20 protein-coding genes and 1 other RNA gene are annotated in these 19711 nt (G+C 42.9%); 15 read left to right on the top strand and 6 right to left on the bottom strand.

What is annotated here, in order from left to right:
• The first annotated feature begins 267 nt into the window (after positions 1-267).
• The 9 genes from argH to ACFSYC_RS13585 all read left to right on the top strand — a co-directional run bounded on the left by argH (position 268) and on the right by ACFSYC_RS13585 (position 6986).
• Positions 268-1602, top strand: coding sequence for an argininosuccinate lyase (argH, locus tag ACFSYC_RS13625; RefSeq protein ID WP_377128610.1), 1335 nt, complete (start codon positions 268-270; stop codon positions 1600-1602).
• Positions 1603-1607: 5 nt separating this feature from the next.
• The gene (locus tag ACFSYC_RS13620) at positions 1608-1808 is read left to right on the top strand and encodes a YwbE family protein (protein ID WP_377128607.1); all 201 of its coding nucleotides are present in this window, start codon (positions 1608-1610) and stop codon (positions 1806-1808) included.
• 31 nt (positions 1809-1839) lie between these two features.
• Complete coding sequence (locus ACFSYC_RS13615; protein ID WP_377128604.1) at positions 1840-2532, top strand: DUF1345 domain-containing protein; 693 nt, start codon at positions 1840-1842, stop codon at positions 2530-2532.
• A 73-nt stretch (positions 2533-2605) separates the two neighbouring features.
• Positions 2606-3892, top strand: a complete 1287-nt coding sequence (locus ACFSYC_RS13610; protein WP_377128602.1) for a DUF2851 family protein — start codon at positions 2606-2608, stop codon at positions 3890-3892.
• 5 nt (positions 3893-3897) lie between these two features.
• Positions 3898-4119 (top strand): PspC domain-containing protein, encoded by a 222-nt coding sequence (locus ACFSYC_RS13605; RefSeq protein ID WP_377128599.1) that lies wholly within the window; start codon positions 3898-3900, stop codon positions 4117-4119.
• Positions 4120-4224: 105 nt separating this feature from the next.
• Positions 4225-5130 (top strand): DnaJ C-terminal domain-containing protein, encoded by a 906-nt coding sequence (locus ACFSYC_RS13600; RefSeq protein ID WP_377128596.1) that lies wholly within the window; start codon positions 4225-4227, stop codon positions 5128-5130.
• Between the two features lie 11 nt (positions 5131-5141).
• Complete coding sequence (locus ACFSYC_RS13595) at positions 5142-5432, top strand: chaperone modulator CbpM (RefSeq protein ID WP_377128593.1); 291 nt, start codon at positions 5142-5144, stop codon at positions 5430-5432.
• Positions 5433-5621: 189 nt separating this feature from the next.
• Positions 5622-6467: an endonuclease/exonuclease/phosphatase family protein gene (locus ACFSYC_RS13590; RefSeq protein WP_377128590.1), complete on the top strand. Its 846-nt coding sequence runs from the start codon at positions 5622-5624 to the stop codon at positions 6465-6467.
• Between the two features lie 210 nt (positions 6468-6677).
• Entirely contained in the window at positions 6678-6986 is a 309-nt protein-coding gene (locus ACFSYC_RS13585) for a hypothetical protein (RefSeq protein WP_377128587.1), read from the top strand.
• Between the two features lie 83 nt (positions 6987-7069).
• Here ACFSYC_RS13585 and ACFSYC_RS13580 read toward each other — a convergent pair whose 3' ends face one another.
• On the bottom strand, positions 7070-7840 hold the full coding sequence (locus ACFSYC_RS13580) for an enoyl-CoA hydratase/isomerase family protein (protein WP_377128584.1): 771 nt from the start codon (positions 7838-7840) through the stop codon (positions 7070-7072).
• A complete protein-coding gene (locus ACFSYC_RS13575) occupies positions 7837-8307 on the bottom strand; it encodes a hypothetical protein (protein WP_377128581.1) in 471 nt (156 codons plus the stop codon). The genes ACFSYC_RS13580 and ACFSYC_RS13575 overlap by 4 nt, the downstream gene beginning before the upstream one ends.
• Before the next feature lie 162 nt (positions 8308-8469).
• On the opposite strand from ACFSYC_RS13575, the gene ACFSYC_RS13570 reads away from it, so the two are divergent.
• The gene (locus ACFSYC_RS13570) at positions 8470-8811 is read left to right on the top strand and encodes an MmcQ/YjbR family DNA-binding protein (RefSeq protein ID WP_377128578.1); all 342 of its coding nucleotides are present in this window, start codon (positions 8470-8472) and stop codon (positions 8809-8811) included.
• Between the two features lie 99 nt (positions 8812-8910).
• On the top strand, positions 8911-10176 hold the full coding sequence (locus ACFSYC_RS13565; RefSeq protein WP_377128575.1) for a metallophosphoesterase: 1266 nt from the start codon (positions 8911-8913) through the stop codon (positions 10174-10176).
• A gap of 16 nt (positions 10177-10192) precedes the next feature.
• Here the strand turns inward: ACFSYC_RS13565 and ACFSYC_RS13560 are convergent, their stop codons facing one another.
• Complete coding sequence (locus ACFSYC_RS13560; protein WP_377128572.1) at positions 10193-10699, bottom strand: DinB family protein; 507 nt, start codon at positions 10697-10699, stop codon at positions 10193-10195.
• A gap of 192 nt (positions 10700-10891) precedes the next feature.
• Between ACFSYC_RS13560 and ACFSYC_RS13555 the strand changes: the two genes are divergently transcribed.
• Entirely contained in the window at positions 10892-12316 is a 1425-nt protein-coding gene (locus tag ACFSYC_RS13555) for a L,D-transpeptidase family protein (RefSeq protein WP_377128569.1), read from the top strand.
• A 436-nt stretch (positions 12317-12752) separates the two neighbouring features.
• Here the strand turns inward: ACFSYC_RS13555 and ACFSYC_RS13550 are convergent, their stop codons facing one another.
• The 3 genes from ACFSYC_RS13550 to ACFSYC_RS13540 all read right to left on the bottom strand — a co-directional run bounded on the left by ACFSYC_RS13550 (position 12753) and on the right by ACFSYC_RS13540 (position 17020).
• Positions 12753-13529, bottom strand: coding sequence for a murein L,D-transpeptidase catalytic domain family protein (locus ACFSYC_RS13550; protein ID WP_377128566.1), 777 nt, complete (start codon positions 13527-13529; stop codon positions 12753-12755).
• 452 nt (positions 13530-13981) lie between these two features.
• Positions 13982-14476, bottom strand: coding sequence for a hypothetical protein (locus ACFSYC_RS13545; RefSeq protein ID WP_377128563.1), 495 nt, complete (start codon positions 14474-14476; stop codon positions 13982-13984).
• A 123-nt stretch (positions 14477-14599) separates the two neighbouring features.
• Positions 14600-17020 (bottom strand): alpha-ketoacid dehydrogenase subunit alpha/beta, encoded by a 2421-nt coding sequence (locus ACFSYC_RS13540; RefSeq protein ID WP_377128560.1) that lies wholly within the window; start codon positions 17018-17020, stop codon positions 14600-14602.
• 321 nt (positions 17021-17341) lie between these two features.
• On the opposite strand from ACFSYC_RS13540, the gene ACFSYC_RS13535 reads away from it, so the two are divergent.
• From ACFSYC_RS13535 to ssrA, 3 genes are all read left to right on the top strand, one after another.
• On the top strand, positions 17342-17746 hold the full coding sequence (locus tag ACFSYC_RS13535; protein WP_377128557.1) for a DUF1573 domain-containing protein: 405 nt from the start codon (positions 17342-17344) through the stop codon (positions 17744-17746).
• Positions 17747-17945: 199 nt separating this feature from the next.
• On the top strand, positions 17946-19175 hold the full coding sequence (locus ACFSYC_RS13530) for a pyridoxal phosphate-dependent aminotransferase (protein ID WP_377128554.1): 1230 nt from the start codon (positions 17946-17948) through the stop codon (positions 19173-19175).
• A gap of 124 nt (positions 19176-19299) precedes the next feature.
• Positions 19300-19669, top strand: a transfer-messenger RNA (tmRNA) gene (gene ssrA, locus ACFSYC_RS13525).
• The last annotated feature ends 42 nt before the right edge of the window (positions 19670-19711 follow it).

Genomic DNA, 19711 nt, shown 5'->3' with positions numbered 1-19711 from the left:
CGTAATTGTGTAAACCTATTTTAGTACTAACTTTAAAGTGTAAACTAACACCAGTATTAACAACCAATAGTGTAAACTTTTTTCAGGACGGGTCAATTAATTAATCAAAAATCTTGTTTCATTTTGTTTCACTCATTTTTAGCAAATAGTTGATAAACAATTAATTAAGTCAAAATCTTGTTTCACTTGTTTCATCTGTGTCACACGCGCGTGAAACAAGCGCACACGGCCCCCACCCATCAGCAAAATATTTACCATATTTGCAGCATGAGCAAGCTTTGGCAAAAAACCACTAATGTTAATGAACTGGTAGAAAGTTTCACCGTTGGCCGCGACACCGAATTTGATGCGCAAATGGCCGCTTTTGATGTGCTGGGTTCGCTTGCCCACACGCAAATGCTGCAAAGCATTGGCCTGATGAGCGCCGATGATTTGCAAGTGGTACAAGCCGAGCTTAAAAGCATCTATGCAGATATACAAGCCGGTAACTTCACCATTGAGCCGGGTGTAGAGGATGTTCATTCGCAGGTTGAGATGCTGCTTACCCAACGCATCGGCGCAGCCGGTAAAAAGATCCACAGCGGCCGCTCGCGTAACGACCAGGTGCTGGTTGACCTCAAGCTCTTCTTCCGCCATGAACTGCAACAAGTTGTTGAGGAAACCGAGAAGCTCTTTAAGCAACTGATAGAACTTAGCGAAAAGCATAAAGACGTATTGCTGCCGGGCTACACGCACTTTCAGGTTGCTATGCCATCCTCCTTCGGCCTTTGGTTCGGCGCCTATGCCGAAAGCCTGGTTGATGACCTGGAACTGGTGCTAGCGGCTTATAAGATCACTAACAAAAACCCATTGGGTTCTGCAGCCGGTTATGGGTCGTCATTCCCCCTAAACCGCACCATGACCACCGAGTTGCTTGGCTTTGAAAGCCTGAACTACAACGTGGTTTACGCGCAGATGGGCCGTGGCAAAACCGAACGTATCATTGCGCAGGCGCTATCATCAATAGCCGCTACCTTAGGCAAAATGGCTATGGACCAAACGCTATACCTGAGCCAGAACTTCGCCTTCGTAAGCTACCCGGACACGCTCACCACCGGCAGCAGCATCATGCCACACAAAAAGAACCCGGACGTTTGGGAAATTATGCGCGGCAAATGCAATCGCCTGCAGGCCTTGCCTAATGACGTAGCCATGATGACGACCAACCTGCCATCAGGCTATCACCGCGAGATGCAGCTGTTGAAAGAGCTGCTGTTCCCGGCATTTACCGAGTTAAAGAACTGCCTGCATATGGCAACCTTTATGCTGCAAAACGTAACCGTTAACCCCGATATTTTAGACGACCCTAAATACGCCTACCTATTTAGCGTTGAAGTAGTAAACCGCATGGTGCTTGAGGGCACACCTTTCCGTGACGCCTACAAGCAAGTCGGCCTGGACATAGAGAAAGGCGAATTTAACCCCGACAAAACCGTCAATCACACCCACGAAGGTAGTATAGGCAACCTGTGCAACGCGCAAATCACCGAGGCTATGACCAAAATAGTCGGCAGCTTTAAGTTTGATACCGTGGATTGGGCAGTGGCTAAGCTGGTAAAATAACAACCATGAACGGACAAAACAGATCAGACATACACCCCGGTCTTGAGGTTGACATCATCCTTAAAAAAGACCAGCGCAGCGGCACCTTAACCCGTGGCATCGTTGACAAGTTGCTTACCAGCGCGGCGCATCACTCGCGCGGCATCAAGGTACGTTTAGAGGACGGCCAAGTTGGCCGTGTGGCGCATATTGTTGACGAAGAATAGTATATTACTTAATCATAATTTGGTATCTGGCATGACGAACGTCTCTTCTAAAACCCCTAAGCTCCCGCAAAATGCCTTCTTCAAATTTGATGCGCATTACCGCGTTTACATTGCATTGGGGTTAGCACTAGTTGCATTTTTTCTCACCCGCACCAAGTTTAGCTGGCCCGAAACCTCACTGATTAGCTGGATAACATTTGCATTTACCATTGTTGTGATGGATTGGATCATTATTTTAAATGCCCACCCAAAACAGATCCGTAAAATTGCCAAATTGGAGGACTCAAGCCGGACGCTGATATTCTTATTTGTGATCTTTGCCGCTTTGATCAGTTTGAGCGCCATCTTATTTCTACTAAAAGCAACCAAGGGCAAGGCCGATGATGTTGTTTTAGGCCATGTATTGCTGGCCATGGCTTCTGTAGTGGTATCATGGTGGCTGGTGCATACGTTGTTTACCATGCGTTATGCCCACCTGTTTTATACCGCAGACGAAGGGCAAAGCACGCCCATAGGCGGGCTTGAATTTCCGGGTGATGAAGAACCTGATTACCTTGACTTTGTTTATTTCTCCTTCGTTGTAGGGATGACCTTCCAGGTTTCTGACGTCGAAATCTCATCGCGGCACATCCGCCGGCTTACGTTGATCCATGGCGTTGTGTCTTTTGTTTTTAATACTGCGATAGTAGCCCTGAGTATTAATGTGGTTTCGAGCTTGATGTAACATTAAATTATGACTAAAGAAGTAAATATAACTCAAGGGGTAATTTGACTCAGTTTTCTTTTACCTTAGTTCTATGCTTTTCACCGAAGACTTTTTGCATTATGTTTGGAAATTCCGCCTGTTTGAGCGGAGCACTTTGCAAACAACAGCCGGAGAAACAATAGAGATCCAATCCGCAGGGCAGCACAACTTTGACTCGGGGCCTGACTTTGCTAACGCGAGGATCAAGATCGGCGAAACCACCTGGGCCGGCAATGTAGAGATTCACGTTTCCTCATCCGACTGGAAAAAGCATAACCACACCGTTGACAAGGCCTACGACAACATTATTTTACATGTAGTTTACCGCGATGACGATCCGCTAATACTGGCTAACGGCCGCGTTGTCCCTACCTTAGTGCTGGAGAATCGTATCCCCGGCGAATTGTACTCACGCTATCATAATTTAGTTTACGGCAATCAAACTATTATCCCATGCGAGGCTACCATAGGCAAGCTGGACGATTTTACACTGAAAACCTGGTTTACGCGAATATTGATAGAGCGCTTAGAAAAGAAATCAGTAGCTGTATTGTCTGCCCTACAACTTAACCGCGGCGATTGGGAGGAAACCTTCTACCAGTTTTTGGCAGCTAACTTTGGCTTTAAAACCAATGCCATGCCGTTTGAGTTAATGGCAAAGTCATTACCGCAAAGCATTCTAGCCAAGCATAAAAACAACTCACTGCAAATTGAAGCCTTCATCTTCGGCCAGGCGGGATTTTTGGATGATGATCTTCAGGACGAGTATCCGCGCAAGCTAAGAACAGAATATGAGTTTCTACAAAAGAAGTTTAACCTTACGCCTATTGATAATCACCTTTGGAAATTTATGCGGATGCGGCCTTTAAATTTCCCTACCATAAGGTTGGCCCAGTTTGCGGCTTTAGTAATTAATTCTAATCATCTGTTCTCTAAGATAATAGATATTAAAGATCCCAAAGCTTTGCAGAAGCTTTTTACCGACATTAAGGTAAATCAATATTGGGATGAGCATTACCAATTTGATAAGCCATCAAAGCCGGCATCAAAGAACATGGGCGAAACATCGGCTCATCTTTTATTGTTAAACACTTTGGCATTATTTCTGTTTAGCTATGGCAAGTATAATCAGCAGCAATATTTTATAGATCGCAGCCTTAAACTCTTAGAAACCCTGCCCGGCGAAAACAATAACATTATTGCCGATTTTGACAGTTTGGGTGTAAAGGCGCGTTCCGCATTTGAAAGCCAGGCAATATTAGAATTAAAAAACTATTATTGCGATTATAAGAAATGCTTGCAATGCGGGGTTGGTAATAAAATACTTAAGTTAGCTTAACAATTATGATACAGCGAGTACTTACATTTTTTGAACGTTACTCTTTCGGGGTATGCACCTACCTTGGCGAGCACTTAAATATCTCTATCTCTAAAATCCGCCTGTTTTTTATTTACACATCTTTCCTGTCTGTGGGTTTCCCGCTGGTTGTTTATTTTTTTGCGGGTGTAGTATTAGATCTTCGAAATTACGTTAAACGCGCCCGCACCCGAATTACTGACTTTTAATCCTCCTTTTATCTTAGCGTGACTGTCGTCATTTATTAATAAAAACCTAAGTACTATATTTAGGGTTATTGATACATACTAACCTTTAGTATCAACAGCACTAACATGGCATTTATTGATTACTATCAAATTTTAGGCGTTGCCAAAACCGCAAACGATAAAGACATTAAAGCAGCCTATCGCAAACTCGCGCGCAAATATCATCCCGACCTTAACCCCAACGATGAAGAGGCCCATAAAAAGTTTCAGCAGCTAAACGAGGCTAATGAGGTATTGAGTGACGCCGCAAAGCGTAAAAAGTACGATCAGTTTGGCGAAAATTGGCAGCACGGGGAAGCTCATGAACAAGCACGGCAGCAGCAAAGCCGCCAGCAACAAGGCTACGGCGCCGCCGAACAGGCTTTTGATTTTGATGGATTTGGCGGCAGCGGTGGCGACGATTTTTCAGATTTTTTTCAGTCGATGTTTGGTGGGGGCGGGCAACGGGGACATACTAAATATCGCGGACGAGACCTAAACGCTGAGTTGAAACTTAATTTGAAGGATATATCGGATAGTAAAAAACAAACACTTACTATTAATGGCAAAAACATCCGTCTGACTATACCCGCTGGGGTTGAGAACGGCCAAACCATAAAAATTGCCGGGCATGGCAACCCTGGTGCTAATGGTGGCCCCGCGGGCGACCTTTATATTAAGTTTTTAGTGGCCGACGACGCCCACTTTAAACGCAAAGGCCCTGACTTGCATATTATCCAAAAAGTTGACCTCTTCACAGCTATACTTGGCGGTGAGTTAATGGTTGAAACATTAGGCGGAAAAGTTAAACTAAACGTAAAACCCGAAACGCAGAACAGCACCAAAGTTAAACTAAAAGGCAAGGGATTACCCGTATATAAAAAAGAAGGCGAATTTGGCGATCTGTACATTACCTATGATCTGCAATTACCAATTAACTTAACCGAAGAGCAAAAACAACTATTTGAACAATTGGCCAAATTATCATCATAAATAATCAGGTTATGAGCACAACGGAATTAATAACAGCCACCGACTTTTGTACCTACCACCACCTGGAGCAAACATTTATTACCGATTTGCATAATGCAGGGTTAATACAGATTATCATAGTTAACCAAACACCCTGTATACCGAATGCTGAACTAAACAAACTGGAGCGCATGATACGCCTGTATAAGGATCTGGAGATTAACCTTGCAGGCATTGAGGCTATTACTCATTTATTGCAACGCTTAGACGACATACAGGAAGAAATGCGTTTGTTAAAAAATAGTTTGAAAGCCTACGAGTAATTCTTAACGCACTGCAACAATTAATATTTGCTCACCATAACATACGCTTGCTTGTTAAGGGCGTTTCAATTTTTATTCGTCATAACTACAGCTGCCATTCCGCTAAATATTAACTCATCATTACATTTAATATATTAAGATCTAGTTAACATTGGTTTTTATATATTTATCGCACCAATAAAAATCGGTATGAAAAAAATTCTATACACCATCCTTATTTGCTTGTTAGCTAGCAGCTTTACATTTGCACAAAATCAGCTTAAAATAGCTACTTACAATGTGCGCTATGATAATAAAGATGACTCCTTAAAAGGCAACGGCTGGAAAGACCGTTACCCGGTTATTGCTCAATTGATTCAATTTAACGACTTTGATGTTTTTGGCACGCAGGAAGCTAAGTTTCACCAGCTTAACAACCTTATGTCGGTCTTGCCCGGCTACAAATGGATAGGCATCGGGCGTGATGACGGCAAGCAAGCAGGCGAGCACTCAGCAATATTTTACAAGGCCGATAAATTTAAAATCTTAAAACAAGGCAATTTTTGGCTGTCAACCATTACAAATAGGCCAAATAAAGGCTGGGACGCCGCACTACCACGCATTTGCACGTGGGCACAGTTTCAGGATATTAAAACAGGGTTTAAATTCTATTTCTTCAACCTGCATATGGACCACGTTGGCGTACAGGCGCGTAAAGAAAGCGTACACTTGGTATTGGCTAAGATAAAAGAGATGGCTCCGGGCCAGGCATCAATCTTTACAGGCGATTTCAACGTGGATCAACGCAATGAAAGCTATGCAGAAGTATTAAGCACGGGTATATTGAAAGACACTTATGATTTAGCGCCTATAAAATACGCTCAAAGCAATTCATTCAATGCTTTTAAAGTTGACCAGCCGGGCGACGCGCGGATTGACCACATTTTTGTTACTAAGGATTTTGATGTTAGGCGTTACGCTATATTGACTAACACTTACCACGGTAAGGTACCGTCAGACCATTACCCGGTTGTTGCGATAATGAACTATAAATAATTATCCGCCATAATAGACTTAGCGTAGTTTTAAAACTAAGAGAGTCTGCAAATCCCCGCCTCGACGATAATGAGACGGGGATTTTTTGTTAATTTTTTAGTTGATGATCAGCTTTTTACATATCTATTTTAACTTTCAATTAAACCTGTTGCCGCGGCTCTTGTCATAATACCAAACAATAACAAAACAGGCTATTTAAAACATACTATCATGAAGACTATAAAATTATCAATAGCAGCATTCATATTAGCATTTGGCTTTCAAGCCGCAAAAGCGCAGGTAAGTATTGGTGTAAGCATTGGTGCCCCACCGCCAAGCAGAGTAGTAGTAGTGCGGGAACCAGTTTACCGTGACGTTTATTATGAGCGACCTGTAGTTTATGAGCGCCCCTCATACCAGCGTGTAATTGTGGCTCCGGCCCCGCGCAGGGCTTATTATAGCCGTAGCTATTACCACAGGCAACCCGTTGTAGTATATCGTGGTCATTCTGATCGCGGCCAGCATAGAGGAAGATACTAATTTTAAAAGACCGCCAATATTGGGGGTCTTTTTGTTATATGGCTTGTCCAGGCCTAATGGGTTGCGTCTATCATCCACCATCATTACTTCTTTAAAAAGCTTCTCAAAGCCTGCTGGGTAAAATCAGACAAAACCAGTTCGCCACTTATCGCGGCACGCTCCGCAAGCAATTCGTCCCAATTTTCTGTACTTTCCCAAAATATCCTTTTAAGGCTGACGAGGGCTTCGGGGTGGTATGAGGCCAGTTTTTGAGAAAGTTTATTTAGTGCTTCGTCCATTTCCGGTGCGGTTTCATAAACTTCATTATATAACCCTTTCTCCCTCGCCCATCGGGCCGGCTGAAAATCAACCGCTCTGATACTAAGCTGCGAAAATGCCGGCAAACCCACCTTACGTATCACCGCAGGCGAAATCACAAACGGGCCAATACCAATCGCTAATTCACTCAGTTTAATGGCAGCTGCTTCCGTTGCCAGGCAATAGTCGGCAGCGGCGGCAATACCCACGCCTCCACCAACAGCTTTACCCTGCACCCGGGCTATAATAATCTTTGGCGACTTACGCATTGCGTTAATAACCCGCGCAAAGCCCATGAAAAATTGAGCACCTGCCGCTTTATCATTTATCTGCAGTAATTCGTCAAAACTGGCGCCTGCACAAAACGTACGGTCACTCTCGCTTTTTAAAACGATGACACGTGTTCGCGAATCGTGGCCTGCTGTTTCTATCTTATCAGCCAAATCCCTCAACAAGGCCGACGGTAAGGAGTTTTGGGCAGGATGATAAAAGCTGACGGTAGCTATGCCGCTATTATCGACATTACAAGTTATACCTCCGTTTACACTATCGCTCATAAAGCTTTTGTAGTGGTAGTGGTTATAGCGTAGGTTGAGCTTATTGGTCTAAGCACCCTTACCTTACCCTTAAATTCTTTACCCTTAAACTTTGTAAGCAATGGGTCTGTTTGGGGTTTAGATTTGTTGTTGGCATTGGTTACGTAATACGGTATCAAAAACGAAGTGTGTTTTAGCTTATTTAGATTAATATACCTGTTTAATGCCTCCATATTAAATGCCTTTTTTGCTGCTTCAAACTGCCTCCTAAAGTCTGGTTGAGCGCTATCAGACAATGTTATATCGGCAACCTTGCCTGCATGGTCTACATCAATCTTAATCATTACTGCAACAGGTTTATAACTTACGGGCAAAGCCTTGGTAACTGATCCGTAAAATTCATAAATTGGAGCATCATACTGCTGTGCATGCGCATGCAGGTTAAAAAGGCATAAAACGGCGATAAGGGCATTGGTTAGATTTTTCATTTAGCACTATTAATTTTTTGCAAGTAACTTTATAAGGATAGCTAATTTGGCGCCGATAAATAGATGAATAACTCTTAGCTTGGGTTAACTTAAGCTAAGGTAGTTATTAACGGCGATGAATTTTACAGGCGTATATTTTAAATAAAGCTTACAATCAACAATATGGTAACAATCACTATGGCAAGGCAACTTGCCCTAGCCTTACCCGGCACCGAAGTATATAATCATTTTGGCAAACCGGCATTTAGGGCAAACGGACGCACTTTTGCCACTTTGTGGGAGCCGGAGCAACGCATGATGGTAAAGCTGTCGGTAATAGATCAATCCGTGTTTTCTGCTTTTAATCCTTCGGTTATATATCCGGTGCCAAACAAATGGGGCTTACAAGGCTGTACTTTTTTTGAGTTAAAGGATATGCGCGAAGATATGATGACCGATGCGCTGACTACTGCTTGGCAAGCCGTGATGGATAAAAAGCCGGTAAAACAGCCCGCTAAAAGATAAACGACACTAAAAATCAATTACACTTTTAGCGCTACTCACTTAATTTTTACCTGCCAATTACCTTTGGTTTTATAAATTGCGTGCGATAATCTCCCATAAATGCACAGAAGCGGTTTCTTCAAAATATTCTTTATTCTATCAGCTATCAGTTTATTGTTAGACTGGTATGTTTACAAAGGCTTACGCACTTTTACTAGCAGTTGGCACTCGCGTCGCGCGGCGGCCATTTTGCCCTGGGCGTTTCTTAGTCTATCTGTAGGTATTACCCTGCTATTTCTATTTGCTGTTATCGTCATCAGTTCGGCTAACGGCATGACCGGATTTCATGAGTGGACGTTCGGTTTGTTTATTACCTTTTTTGTTACTAAACTGGTGTTCTCTATCGTACTATTACTGGGGGATCTTGGTCGAGGTGGTGTGGGTATTGCTAACGCTATTAATCATCATAAAGACAGTATTAGTCATCAATACTTCCCCGCGAGGCGCAAGTTTATCAGCGAGCTGGCGATATTGTTAGCATCGTTTCCGTTCCTGAGCTTTTTTTACGCCATGTTTAGGGGTAAGTATGACTATCGTGTACATAAGCAAACCATTTATTATGACGAGTTGCCCGAAGCTTTTGATGGCTTTACTATAACCCAACTATCAGACATACATGCCGGCAGTTTTGATAATGTTAATGCAGTGCAAAAAGGGATTGACCTGGCACAGGCGCAAAAAAGTGATCTCTTTGTTTTCACCGGCGACATGGTAAACAATCTGGCGTCAGAAATAGTGCCTTACATTAGTAATTTCAGCAAGCTGCGGTCGCCTTACGGACAGTTTTCCATTTTAGGCAATCATGATTATGGCGATTACATAAAATGGGACAGTGAGGCTAAAAAACAGGCTAATTTGGAACGGCTAAAACAACACCATAAAGAGTTAGGCTTTAGATTATTGCTTGACGAAAACCTTGAACTTGAAAAGAATGGCCAGAAAATATCCCTCATAGGCATACAAAACTGGGGGCGTGGCTTTGTACAGGTTGGCGATTTAGGCAAGGCAATGCAAGGGGTTGATCCAAATGCTTTCAAAATACTCCTGTCGCACGACCCTACGCATTGGGAAGAACAGGTACGCAAAATTGACACCGATATTCACTTAACATTATCGGGCCACACGCATGGAGCTCAGTTTGGTGTAGAGACGGAAGGTTTAAGATGGAGCCCCGTGCAATACCGTTACCTTAACTGGGCCGGCCTTATCCACCAAAAAAATCGTTACTTGTATGTAAACCGCGGTTTCGGCTTTATAGGTTTTACCGGCAGGTTAGGCATCTGGCCTGAAATAACGGTTATAACTTTGAAGCGAAAAAAACACTAAGGTCTGTAAGATTAACTTAGCCTTGCAATATCCTGGTTGTTACTAACAACTGCCCTACATGACGCATAATATGTTCGGCAGCATGTGTGTAAAGGCCAACTACCGTTGATGGTACCTGCGCACGGCCAACCCCGCGCTTTTCGGTTAAGGTCAGCTCATCGGTTTGGCTTAACTGGGTAATCGCATCGTTTACCTGGCGGTTAAAAGTTTCTGTTAAAGTAGTAATACTGTATTCTATTTCGGGCATTTTTCCTTCTTGGGATAGCTTCGTTAACTGATGTTCTGTTAACACTTCTCCACGGGCATAAGTAAATAGTCTATCAAGCACCCCAGTCATATGTTGAATATGAAAGCCCGGCGATGCAAGCCCGGCAGGTGTTACCCAAAGCAATATCTCGGGTAATGAGCTCATCAGCTCGTTCACTTCTTCGCTTGCCTGCAATAAAGCATGTGCTACGGGTTGTAGTAATGGAGGTATCCCTTCTAAAGGTCCGCGCAGCCATACTTCGGGTTTATTCGCCATATAATGAGGGTATCATTTTTTGGATACAAATATTATCAATACTTATTTAATAATGGTATAGCTATTGCTATTGGCTACTTGTATTAATTTAAACTTATGATAACTGCTACTACAAAACTATTTCGACTATTTACAATTGCACTGCTAGCTTTAGCAGTAACTTTTCAAAGCTGTAAAAAAAGCCGCTCTGATATGGGTAAAGCGCTCTTTCAGAAAACCAAAAATAAGGTTTTTAAAAACGTAACTCCCGAAGGCTGTGCAGAGGTTTTTCAAAAATTACTTGCAGAACAGAAGTCAGATTTAACCTACCCCGGTACTATAAGCTCATTTTACGAAGCCAACGGCTATGATCCTGTATTGGTAATGGATCAGGTACTTCAAAAAGACCTTAAACTGGCCACGAGCTATTTTCAAAAAGCCGGTCAACATGGTTTAGATCCTAAATTATTTAAGGCTGCAGAGATGGAAGCTTTGGTAAATAAGTTTTACGATAAAAAAGCCATAAAAACGGTAGACGAGGCTTACCAGGCTATCGCGCAGCTGGAAATACTAACCGCAAACTCATTGATACGCTACAGTAACGCGCTGCAATACGGCATAAAAAATCCTAAAGAAATTTACGCCCGCTATTATACCGAGACACAGCGCCCTGACAGCAGCTCGGCACAAAAGGTTTTTCAGTTAACAGACATTAAACAGTATTTAGATAGCATACAACCAAAAAGCCAATCGTACCAGGTTTTACAAAAAGCATTGGCCGAGGGTGTTGCCGCCCCAGGCACAACGCCCGAAGAAACTAAGCGCGTTATCATCACTAACCTTGAACGTTTACGTTGGAAAAATAAACCGACCGAAAAGAAATATGTGATCGTTAACATTCCTGATTTCCGTTTAGACGTTATAGAAAATGGCAAATCAACCCTTAATATGAAGGTAGTGGTAGGACAGGGACGTAACCCAAGTGGCAAGGTCAACTTGGTAAACTATGCTGATAGCAATACGGTAGATAAACCAAACACTCACTCAACCCCACAGCTTAACAGCATGATTCATAGTGTTGATGTTAACCCAGTATGGAACATACCGGAGAGTATTGCCAGCAAAGAGATTATGGTAGAGGCCGCTAAAGACCGTTACTATTTAGAAAACAAGGGCATAGATGTGTACAAAAATGGTGAGATGATTGACGCCGATGAGGTTGATTGGAGTACTGCTGACAAGGGAGAGTATGATTTTAAACAACGCCCCGGCGATGACAACTCATTGGGGAAAATCAAATTTCTATTTAACAACAAAAGCAGTGTTTACTTGCATGATACGCCTGCAAAACTAGCATTCACCAGAGCTATGCGTGCTTTAAGCCACGGCTGTGTACGCCTGGGCGACCCTGAAGGCTTAGCAGGAGCATTATTTGGCCAAGGTGATAAATATCAGCTGATTGTTAAAAACATGGGTCTGGATAAACCCGAGCCTACGTCTATAAGTCTGACGCCCAAGGTACCAGTATACCTTACCTACATTACAGCCTGGGCCGACGAAAGCGGAAGATTACAAGTTAGACCGGATATTTATGAGCTGGATACGGTGCTATTTAATGCTTTAGCGACATTGAAATAAAAGTTTCCTATTATAATAAAAAGGTCAACCTTCACGGTTGGCCTTTTTTTGTTGATCGATATTTTATTTATTTATAAAGAACTCCCGCTCCGCTAGAAGGTGGTGTCGTAAGACATGCTGTATTGCATGAAGGAATAACCCAAACTATTATAGGAGATTGGTAAATGAACCTAATCATCGTAATATATAGCCTCAAATAGGTGGTTTGGTCTACATATGTAACCTTCTACTATATTACTGAGTTAAGTGCTTAGGTAGCCAAGTACCTTCTGGCTCCCCGTAAAAGTGACCAATATGATTAACAGGTTAAAGAAACTCATTGTCAATTTGAGATAAGACGACATGAAGCCCGATTATTTAAAACGGGCTCAAGTTTTCGGGCAAAAAAAAGCCCTGCATGATAACATACAGGGCTTGATATATAAGTTGTAAAGGCTTAGTTCATAGCCATTAAAGTACTATCCGGTGCAGCAAAATCTGGAAGGATATTTTCATCTAAATATTTTGATGAATATTGTGTGTTATTTCCATTGATGAAAAATACTGTTTTACCTTTTAAAGTATTAATAACCTGTGTTACCACTGCCGGTGATACTGCCGGGCAACCATGGCTTCTGCCTAAACGGCCCAGGGTATTTATTGTGCCCTCGCTTACATAATCTGCAGCATGAACTACAATACCACGTGCACGTGCGCTGGTATTAAAACCCTCATCAAGGCCGTCTAATCTTAGTGAGCGACCGTGTTTGCCAACATACACATCATCGGCCAAATAAAAGCCTAAACTACTTTGGTGCGACTGGTTTATGTCAGAAAAGTTTGTGGCCATATCATCACCACTACCTTGCCCATGTGCAACCAATGTATTTAATAATAAAGTTTGGTTTACCATATCAATGATCCACATACGTTTTACACGACTCGATTTAGTAAAATCGACTACAGTAAGCACGTTGGCGTTTTTAACCTTGTTGCTTGCTTTAATATTTAAATAACCCGTAATAGCCTTATGAAAAACCGCGGCATCTAAACCAGCTTCCTGCAAACCTGCGGTTTGGTAAACTGTGTTAACATACTGTTCAAATACTTGTTTAGCAGTAAGCGTAGTTTTAATATTTTCTATATTCTTTGTGGCTTTAGCAGGCGTCCAGCTAATAAAACTAACTGTAACTAACAATAAAACGCTGCCTATCCACCAAAAATGTTTTCTCATACTTTGTCTTTTAGTTTAAAAATTAAGTTAAAAATCAGATGTGAGTTGTTATAATTGTAAGATAAATATACGCAAAATTTTCCAATTAGTGAAATTTTTTAACGGTTATTTAAAAACCTGACGGAACGATTACATCAATTTTAAAGTACTGTTTTTTACATATAGTATTAATAAAACGTTGTTATAAGTGATTTATTGTATTGCACGACATGGAAGCCATGCGTTGATTAAGGCCTCAAACTCCGAGGCGAAGTAGGTTATTTTTGGAGAGCGCGTGAGCTGGCAAACCCAATGGTCACGTAAACGGCACTGCGTTGAAGCTGTTACTCCGGGTGTTGTTGCCAAATGGCTAGTTCAAATCTGCTGCACATTTTCGTTAGCTACTTGGCGCCGTGGGTCATAATAGCTTACCCTGCGGCGCTTGATACAGTGATAGGATAGTATCTGAATAGCTACTGCGAAGTAATATCTTTCGAGTTGTTATCAACTTCGAAATAATCAGCTATAAGTATTTTAAGCTTCTCTACGTCGTTATTAAAGGCGCTTACAGGCAACAAATACCCGAGTATTAATAGCCCGGTGGCTACAATGCTGATGTCTTTATAACGCCCCATCGCAATATTACCGCGTTGCGAGTACCAGGTACCTGTCAATAACAATACAATTACCAAAAACAACACAGCCACAGCAGTTATCCTTGGCTTAATAACCACTTTGAAGTTTGACCCTTGTGCTGTTTGCTGGATGCTGATTATAGCCTCCGGCTTAAATGATTCTGAATATCCCCCTAACTTAAAACCTGTTAACGGCCGCATAATCACCACCTCTTTAATCCACCTGGTCGAATATTCCTCCACAACTACGTCCTGAGCTTCAAACTTTTGTTTTAACTGTTCGGGGGTTAAAGGCGATGCTAATTGATATTTTTCAAATGGGAACCAAGCCATGGGTAGTTTTATTAAAGGAAGCTTACAGAGTAGGAGGTCATTTAGACCGAAGGGAGAAATCTATACACTGCTTGGTTGTCAATTTATCTGTAGGTGTCTCCTATCGTCGAGATTATATATATTTTAATATAATTGGGGATACTTCGTCGGGTTGCTTTCGCTCATCATGCGATAAACGGTCTCCACAACATCATCCGCAGACGGCTTGGTAAAATAATCACCGTCTGAGCCGTATGGCGGGCGGTGGTCTTTAGCGCTTATGGTACGTGGAGGCGCGTCTAGCGCGTAATATCCTTTTTGAGATTCAACTATTTTTTGAAGGATATAAGCGGAGGTTGCTCCCGGCAAATCCTCATCAACTACTAATAACTTATTTGTTTTAAATAATGAGTTACCGCAAACGTTATCAATATCAAACGGATACAGCGTTTGCGGATCGATGATCTCGATATTAATATCCAGTTTTTCCAGCTCAACAGCGGCTTCCTGTACAATACGCAAAGTCGATCCGTATGACACTACGGTCATGTCACTGCCTTCGCGCATTATTTCAGCCTTGCCTAATGGTACGGTAAACTCGCCCACATTGGTTGGCATCTTTTCTTTCAGGCGGTAGCCGTTCAAGCTCTCTATCAGTATCGCAGGCTCGTCGCCACGCAATAAGGTATTGTACATACCCGCAGCCTGTGTCATGTTACGCGGCACACAAACATGCAAACCACGCAGAGCATTCAGTATCACCCCCATCGGAGACCCTGAGTGCCAAATACCCTCTAACCTATGGCCGCGCGTACGCACAATAACCGGCGCCTTTTGGCCACCCGCAGTACGGTAACTTAAACTGGCAAGGTCGTCGCTCAACACTGTTAGGGCGTACAACACGTAATCTACATATTGTATCTCGGCAATAGGTTTCAATCCGCGAATAGCTAAACCTAAACCCTTGCCAATAATAGCAGCTTCACGGATGCCGGTATCGGTAATACGCAAAGTGCCATATTTAGCTTGCAAACCAGCAAAGCCCTGGTTAACGTCGCCAATGGCGCCAACGTCTTCGCCAAAAGCTACAATGGTTTTATCGCGTTCAAAGTTAGCGTCAAAGCAAGCGTTTAATACCTCACGGCCATCAACCATTGCTGCGTCGTCAGCAAAAGTTGCAGGCACTTCGGCAACTTTTAAGGGCGATTGCGCCGAATTACTAAACAGCTTTGAGTTATAACGGTCAGCATTCTTTTCCAGCTCCAGCTCCAACCAGTCGGTCAGGGCTGATTTTTCGTCGGATGTTTCTCTTACAGTAATACGCAAAGCTTTACGGGCGGCAGACACCGCGTCTTTACGTCCGGGATCAACACAACCTAATAGTTCGGCGGTGATGTCCTGTAACTGATCTTTAAATTCCGATACCTGGGTAAGCGCATTTAATAAAGCGACGGCTTCATCAATATCGGTCTTTATCTTATCGCTAATGTTATTCCAGGCTTCGCGTTGGCACTCGCGCACATATTTCTTCGCTTCACTTTCTAAAGCGCTTATATCATCTTCATTAATTATGGCCGACTCCAGCATCCAGTTGCGCATTTGCAACAGGCAGTCATGCTCACTTTCCCAGGTAAGACGGTCTTTACCTTTATAACGTTCGTGCGATCCTGAGGTTGAGTGGCCCTGCGGCTGCGTCATCTCTATCACGTGTATCATCACCGGCACGTGCTCCTCGCGGCAAACGCGTATCGCACGTTCGTAAGTTTCGCAAAGGGCAACATAATCCCAACCGCGTACCTTGAATATTTCAAAACCGTTGGTTCCCGGCTCGCGTTGAAAGCCGCTAAGGGCCTCAGAAATATCCTCTTTGGTAGTTTGTATACTTGCCGGCACAGATATCGCGTAAGCATCATCCCAAACAGAAATAGCCATGGGCACCTGCAAGACGCCGGCAGCATTAAAGATTTCTAAAAATACACCTTCGGACGTTGCGCCATTACCTATCGTGCCAAAAGCTACCTCGTTACCTTCTACAGAAAACTTAGTATTGTCATGCAGCTCTGCATTTTGGCGATATAGTTTAGAGGCTAAAGCCAAACCAAGCAAGCGCGGCATATGCCCACCGGTGGTTGACATATCTGAGGAGCAGTTTTTAGTTTCAAGTTGGTTTTTCCAGCTACCGTCGTCGTTAATAAAACGGGTGGCGTAGTGGCAATTCATTTGTCTTCCACCCGATGATGGATCTTGGGTAATATCAGGGTTAGCATATAATTGCGCAAAAAACTCGGGCAAATTGCTCATACCCGTAGCAAACATAAAAGTTTGATCGCGATAATACCCTGCACGCCAGTCGCCCTTACGGAAAACCTTGGCCATAGCCAACTGGGCAACTTCTTTACCATCGCCAAAAATGCCAAACTTAGCCTTGCCGGTAAGCACCTCGCGGCGACCGATCAAGCTTGCCTGCCTGCTCTGATAAGCTATGCGATAGTCATCAATTACGATGGCTTTAAAATCGTCAAAACTTAACTCGGCAAGAGTATGGTTTGCAGTACCTTCGGGCATAGATATTTATTTAGGATGTAAAAATATAAATTTCTGCATTGATATTAGTATCCACCGTTTAAAACATAGATATACTAACATCAGTTTTTTCCAAGATAGTAAATGTATGTTAACAAGCTGTAACAATGCTACCTGCATACGGCAAACCCGCTAATAATCAGTCTAAAAAAATCTAAGTAGAAAACACTCTTTTTGCCCATTTTGAGCTTAACAGATTGCAAGTAGCAAGAATAAGAGTAAACCAACAAAAATAAATTTGACGAAACTTAATAATTGATTATCCGTTAAACCTTTTATATTTGTAATACTCAAAGCAATACTATGAAACGATTAATTTTAATGTGCGCGGTTGTTTTAGGCTTTGCCTTTACTGCATCAGCACAGACAGACAACAAAGCCGAATTCAAATTTAACGAAGAGAAACACGACTTTGGAAAGATACCATCGGGCACCCCGGTGACTACCGTATTTACCTATGTAAATATTGGTGTAGAACCATTGATATTAACGGAGGTTAAACCAACCTGCGGCTGTACTATTGCTGATTATACTAAAACACCTGTTAAAAAAGGCGAAAGCGGTAAAATCACCATAACATATAACGCGGCAGTAGTAGGTCCGTTTACTAAAACCATTGTGGTAACCAGTAACGCTAAAACTCCACTAAAATACTTAAACATATCCGGCGAAGTTACCGCGGCGAAAGCGGCGGCATCAACCAGGTAGCAGTTTAAGTAAAACCTTTTATTGCGGCCTGGAAGGGAAGCGATAAAGGGTCTGATAACGTATCGAAATCAAAAGGCCCGACATTCGGGCCTTTTTTCGTTTACAGTCATTTTAAACTCAATGCGGCTTACTACCAAATAAAATATATCATAACCCAAATTAGTCAACATAATATTATCAATTTATTTACTTTTGCCAAATGCCAAGTATTTCTAAAAAGGGGCAGCGGATGCCTGCCTCTCCTATACGTAAATTAACTCCTTTTGCCGACAAAGCTAAGCTTGCAGGCAAAACCGTATATCACCTAAACATCGGTCAGCCAGATATTGAAACCCCTGCGGGCATGATTGAGGCTGTTAAGAATATAGACTTTAAAGTTTGGGCTTACACCGCGTCAGAAGGGACACTAAGCTACCGTAAACAGCTGGCCAAATACTACAACAAAGTTGGTTATAACATCACTACTGACGACATTATAGTTACCACGGGTGGGTCTGAAGCGATATCCATAACCTTTATGAGCTGCCTTGATGCTGGCGACGAGGTGATTGTACCGGAGCCGTACTACGCCAATTATAACGGCTTTGCCAGTCAAAACGATGTTATTGTAAGGCCGATTATGTCATACATCGAAAATGGGTTTGCCTTGCCCCCTATCAGCGAGTTCGAAAAAAACATTACCGACCGTACCCGCGCCATATTTATATGCAGCCCCAATAATCCTACCGGCTACCTATACTCGCGCGAAGAACTCGAGGCACTTAAGGCTTTGGTCTTGAAACATGATCTCTATCTTTTTGCTGATGAAGCGTATCGCGAGTTCTGTTATGGGGATCAACCTTTCGTATCGCCAATGCATTTGGACGGGTTGGAAGAAAACGTGATTATTATTGACACGGTGAGCAAGCGTTACAGCGCCTGCGGAGCCCGTTTGGGCTGTATCATCAGCAAAAACCGTAAGTTTTGGGAGGTTGCCATAAAATTTGCACAGGCTCGCTTAAGCCCTGGCCTGGTAGAGCAAATTGCGGGTGAAGCTGCCATAGATACCCCCGACGAATATTTTGACCGGGTGAAAGCCGAATATGAAACCCGACGTAACACTATAGTCAATGCCCTTAACCGTATGGAGGGCGTCTATTGCCCTAACCCAGGTGGTGCGTTCTACGTAATGGCACAGTTGCCGATTGACAACTCTAACAAGTTTTGCCAATGGATACTGGAAGAGTTTACTTATAACAACCAAACCGTAATGATGGCTCCGGCTACCGGCTTTTACAGCACCCCGAGCGCCGGCCTTAACCAGGTGCGACTGGCCTACGTTTTAAACAATAATGACCTGGCCAATGCAATGAAATGTCTGGAAGAGGCGTTAAAGGTTTACCCCGGAAGAACAGTTGGCGGTGAAAAGTTTGCAGTAGGCAGTTATTAAGTGTTACAGTTTGCAGATTGTGCTGCAAATTATTGCAAATTATAAACTAATACCTGCCTGTAACGTTGTATATTTGTTTTACTTTTCTGTAACACTGCAGGCTGGTTATTTGACAACAATAAATGGGGTCGACCGGAATTGACAGGATGGAGATAAGTATGTAAGCATGCAGCGCGTTGAATGAATTAGCGCTTAAATCTGAACATTCAAACACACACATGGCGAAAATAACTACGCCTTAGCTGCCTAATTTAGAATTAGCATAGCTTTTGTCCCGCCGGTTTTCCGTTTCGTTGGATCGGCAATCGGGGCATCGTAAAACGAAAATAGCCTGCTTAACGGTGTGCATAGCGGGCGAAACAAAACACCTAAGGAAGACGGTATAGGTAAGCGACTGACCTTCCCCTTCTCTACAATTAAACAGAAGCTAAGCATGTAGAAAGCGTACCTTATACCATGTTTGGACGAGGGTTCGAATCCCTCCGGCTCCACCATCAAATCGACTAAAATGCCCTTTCTAATATAGATAAGGGCAT

Source organism: Mucilaginibacter antarcticus (assembly GCF_042686155.1).
In the GTDB taxonomy this organism is placed as follows: domain Bacteria; phylum Bacteroidota; class Bacteroidia; order Sphingobacteriales; family Sphingobacteriaceae; genus Mucilaginibacter; species Mucilaginibacter antarcticus.
Note: the sequence above shows the minus strand (reverse complement) of the source record. Positions and strands in the feature narration are given on the sequence as shown.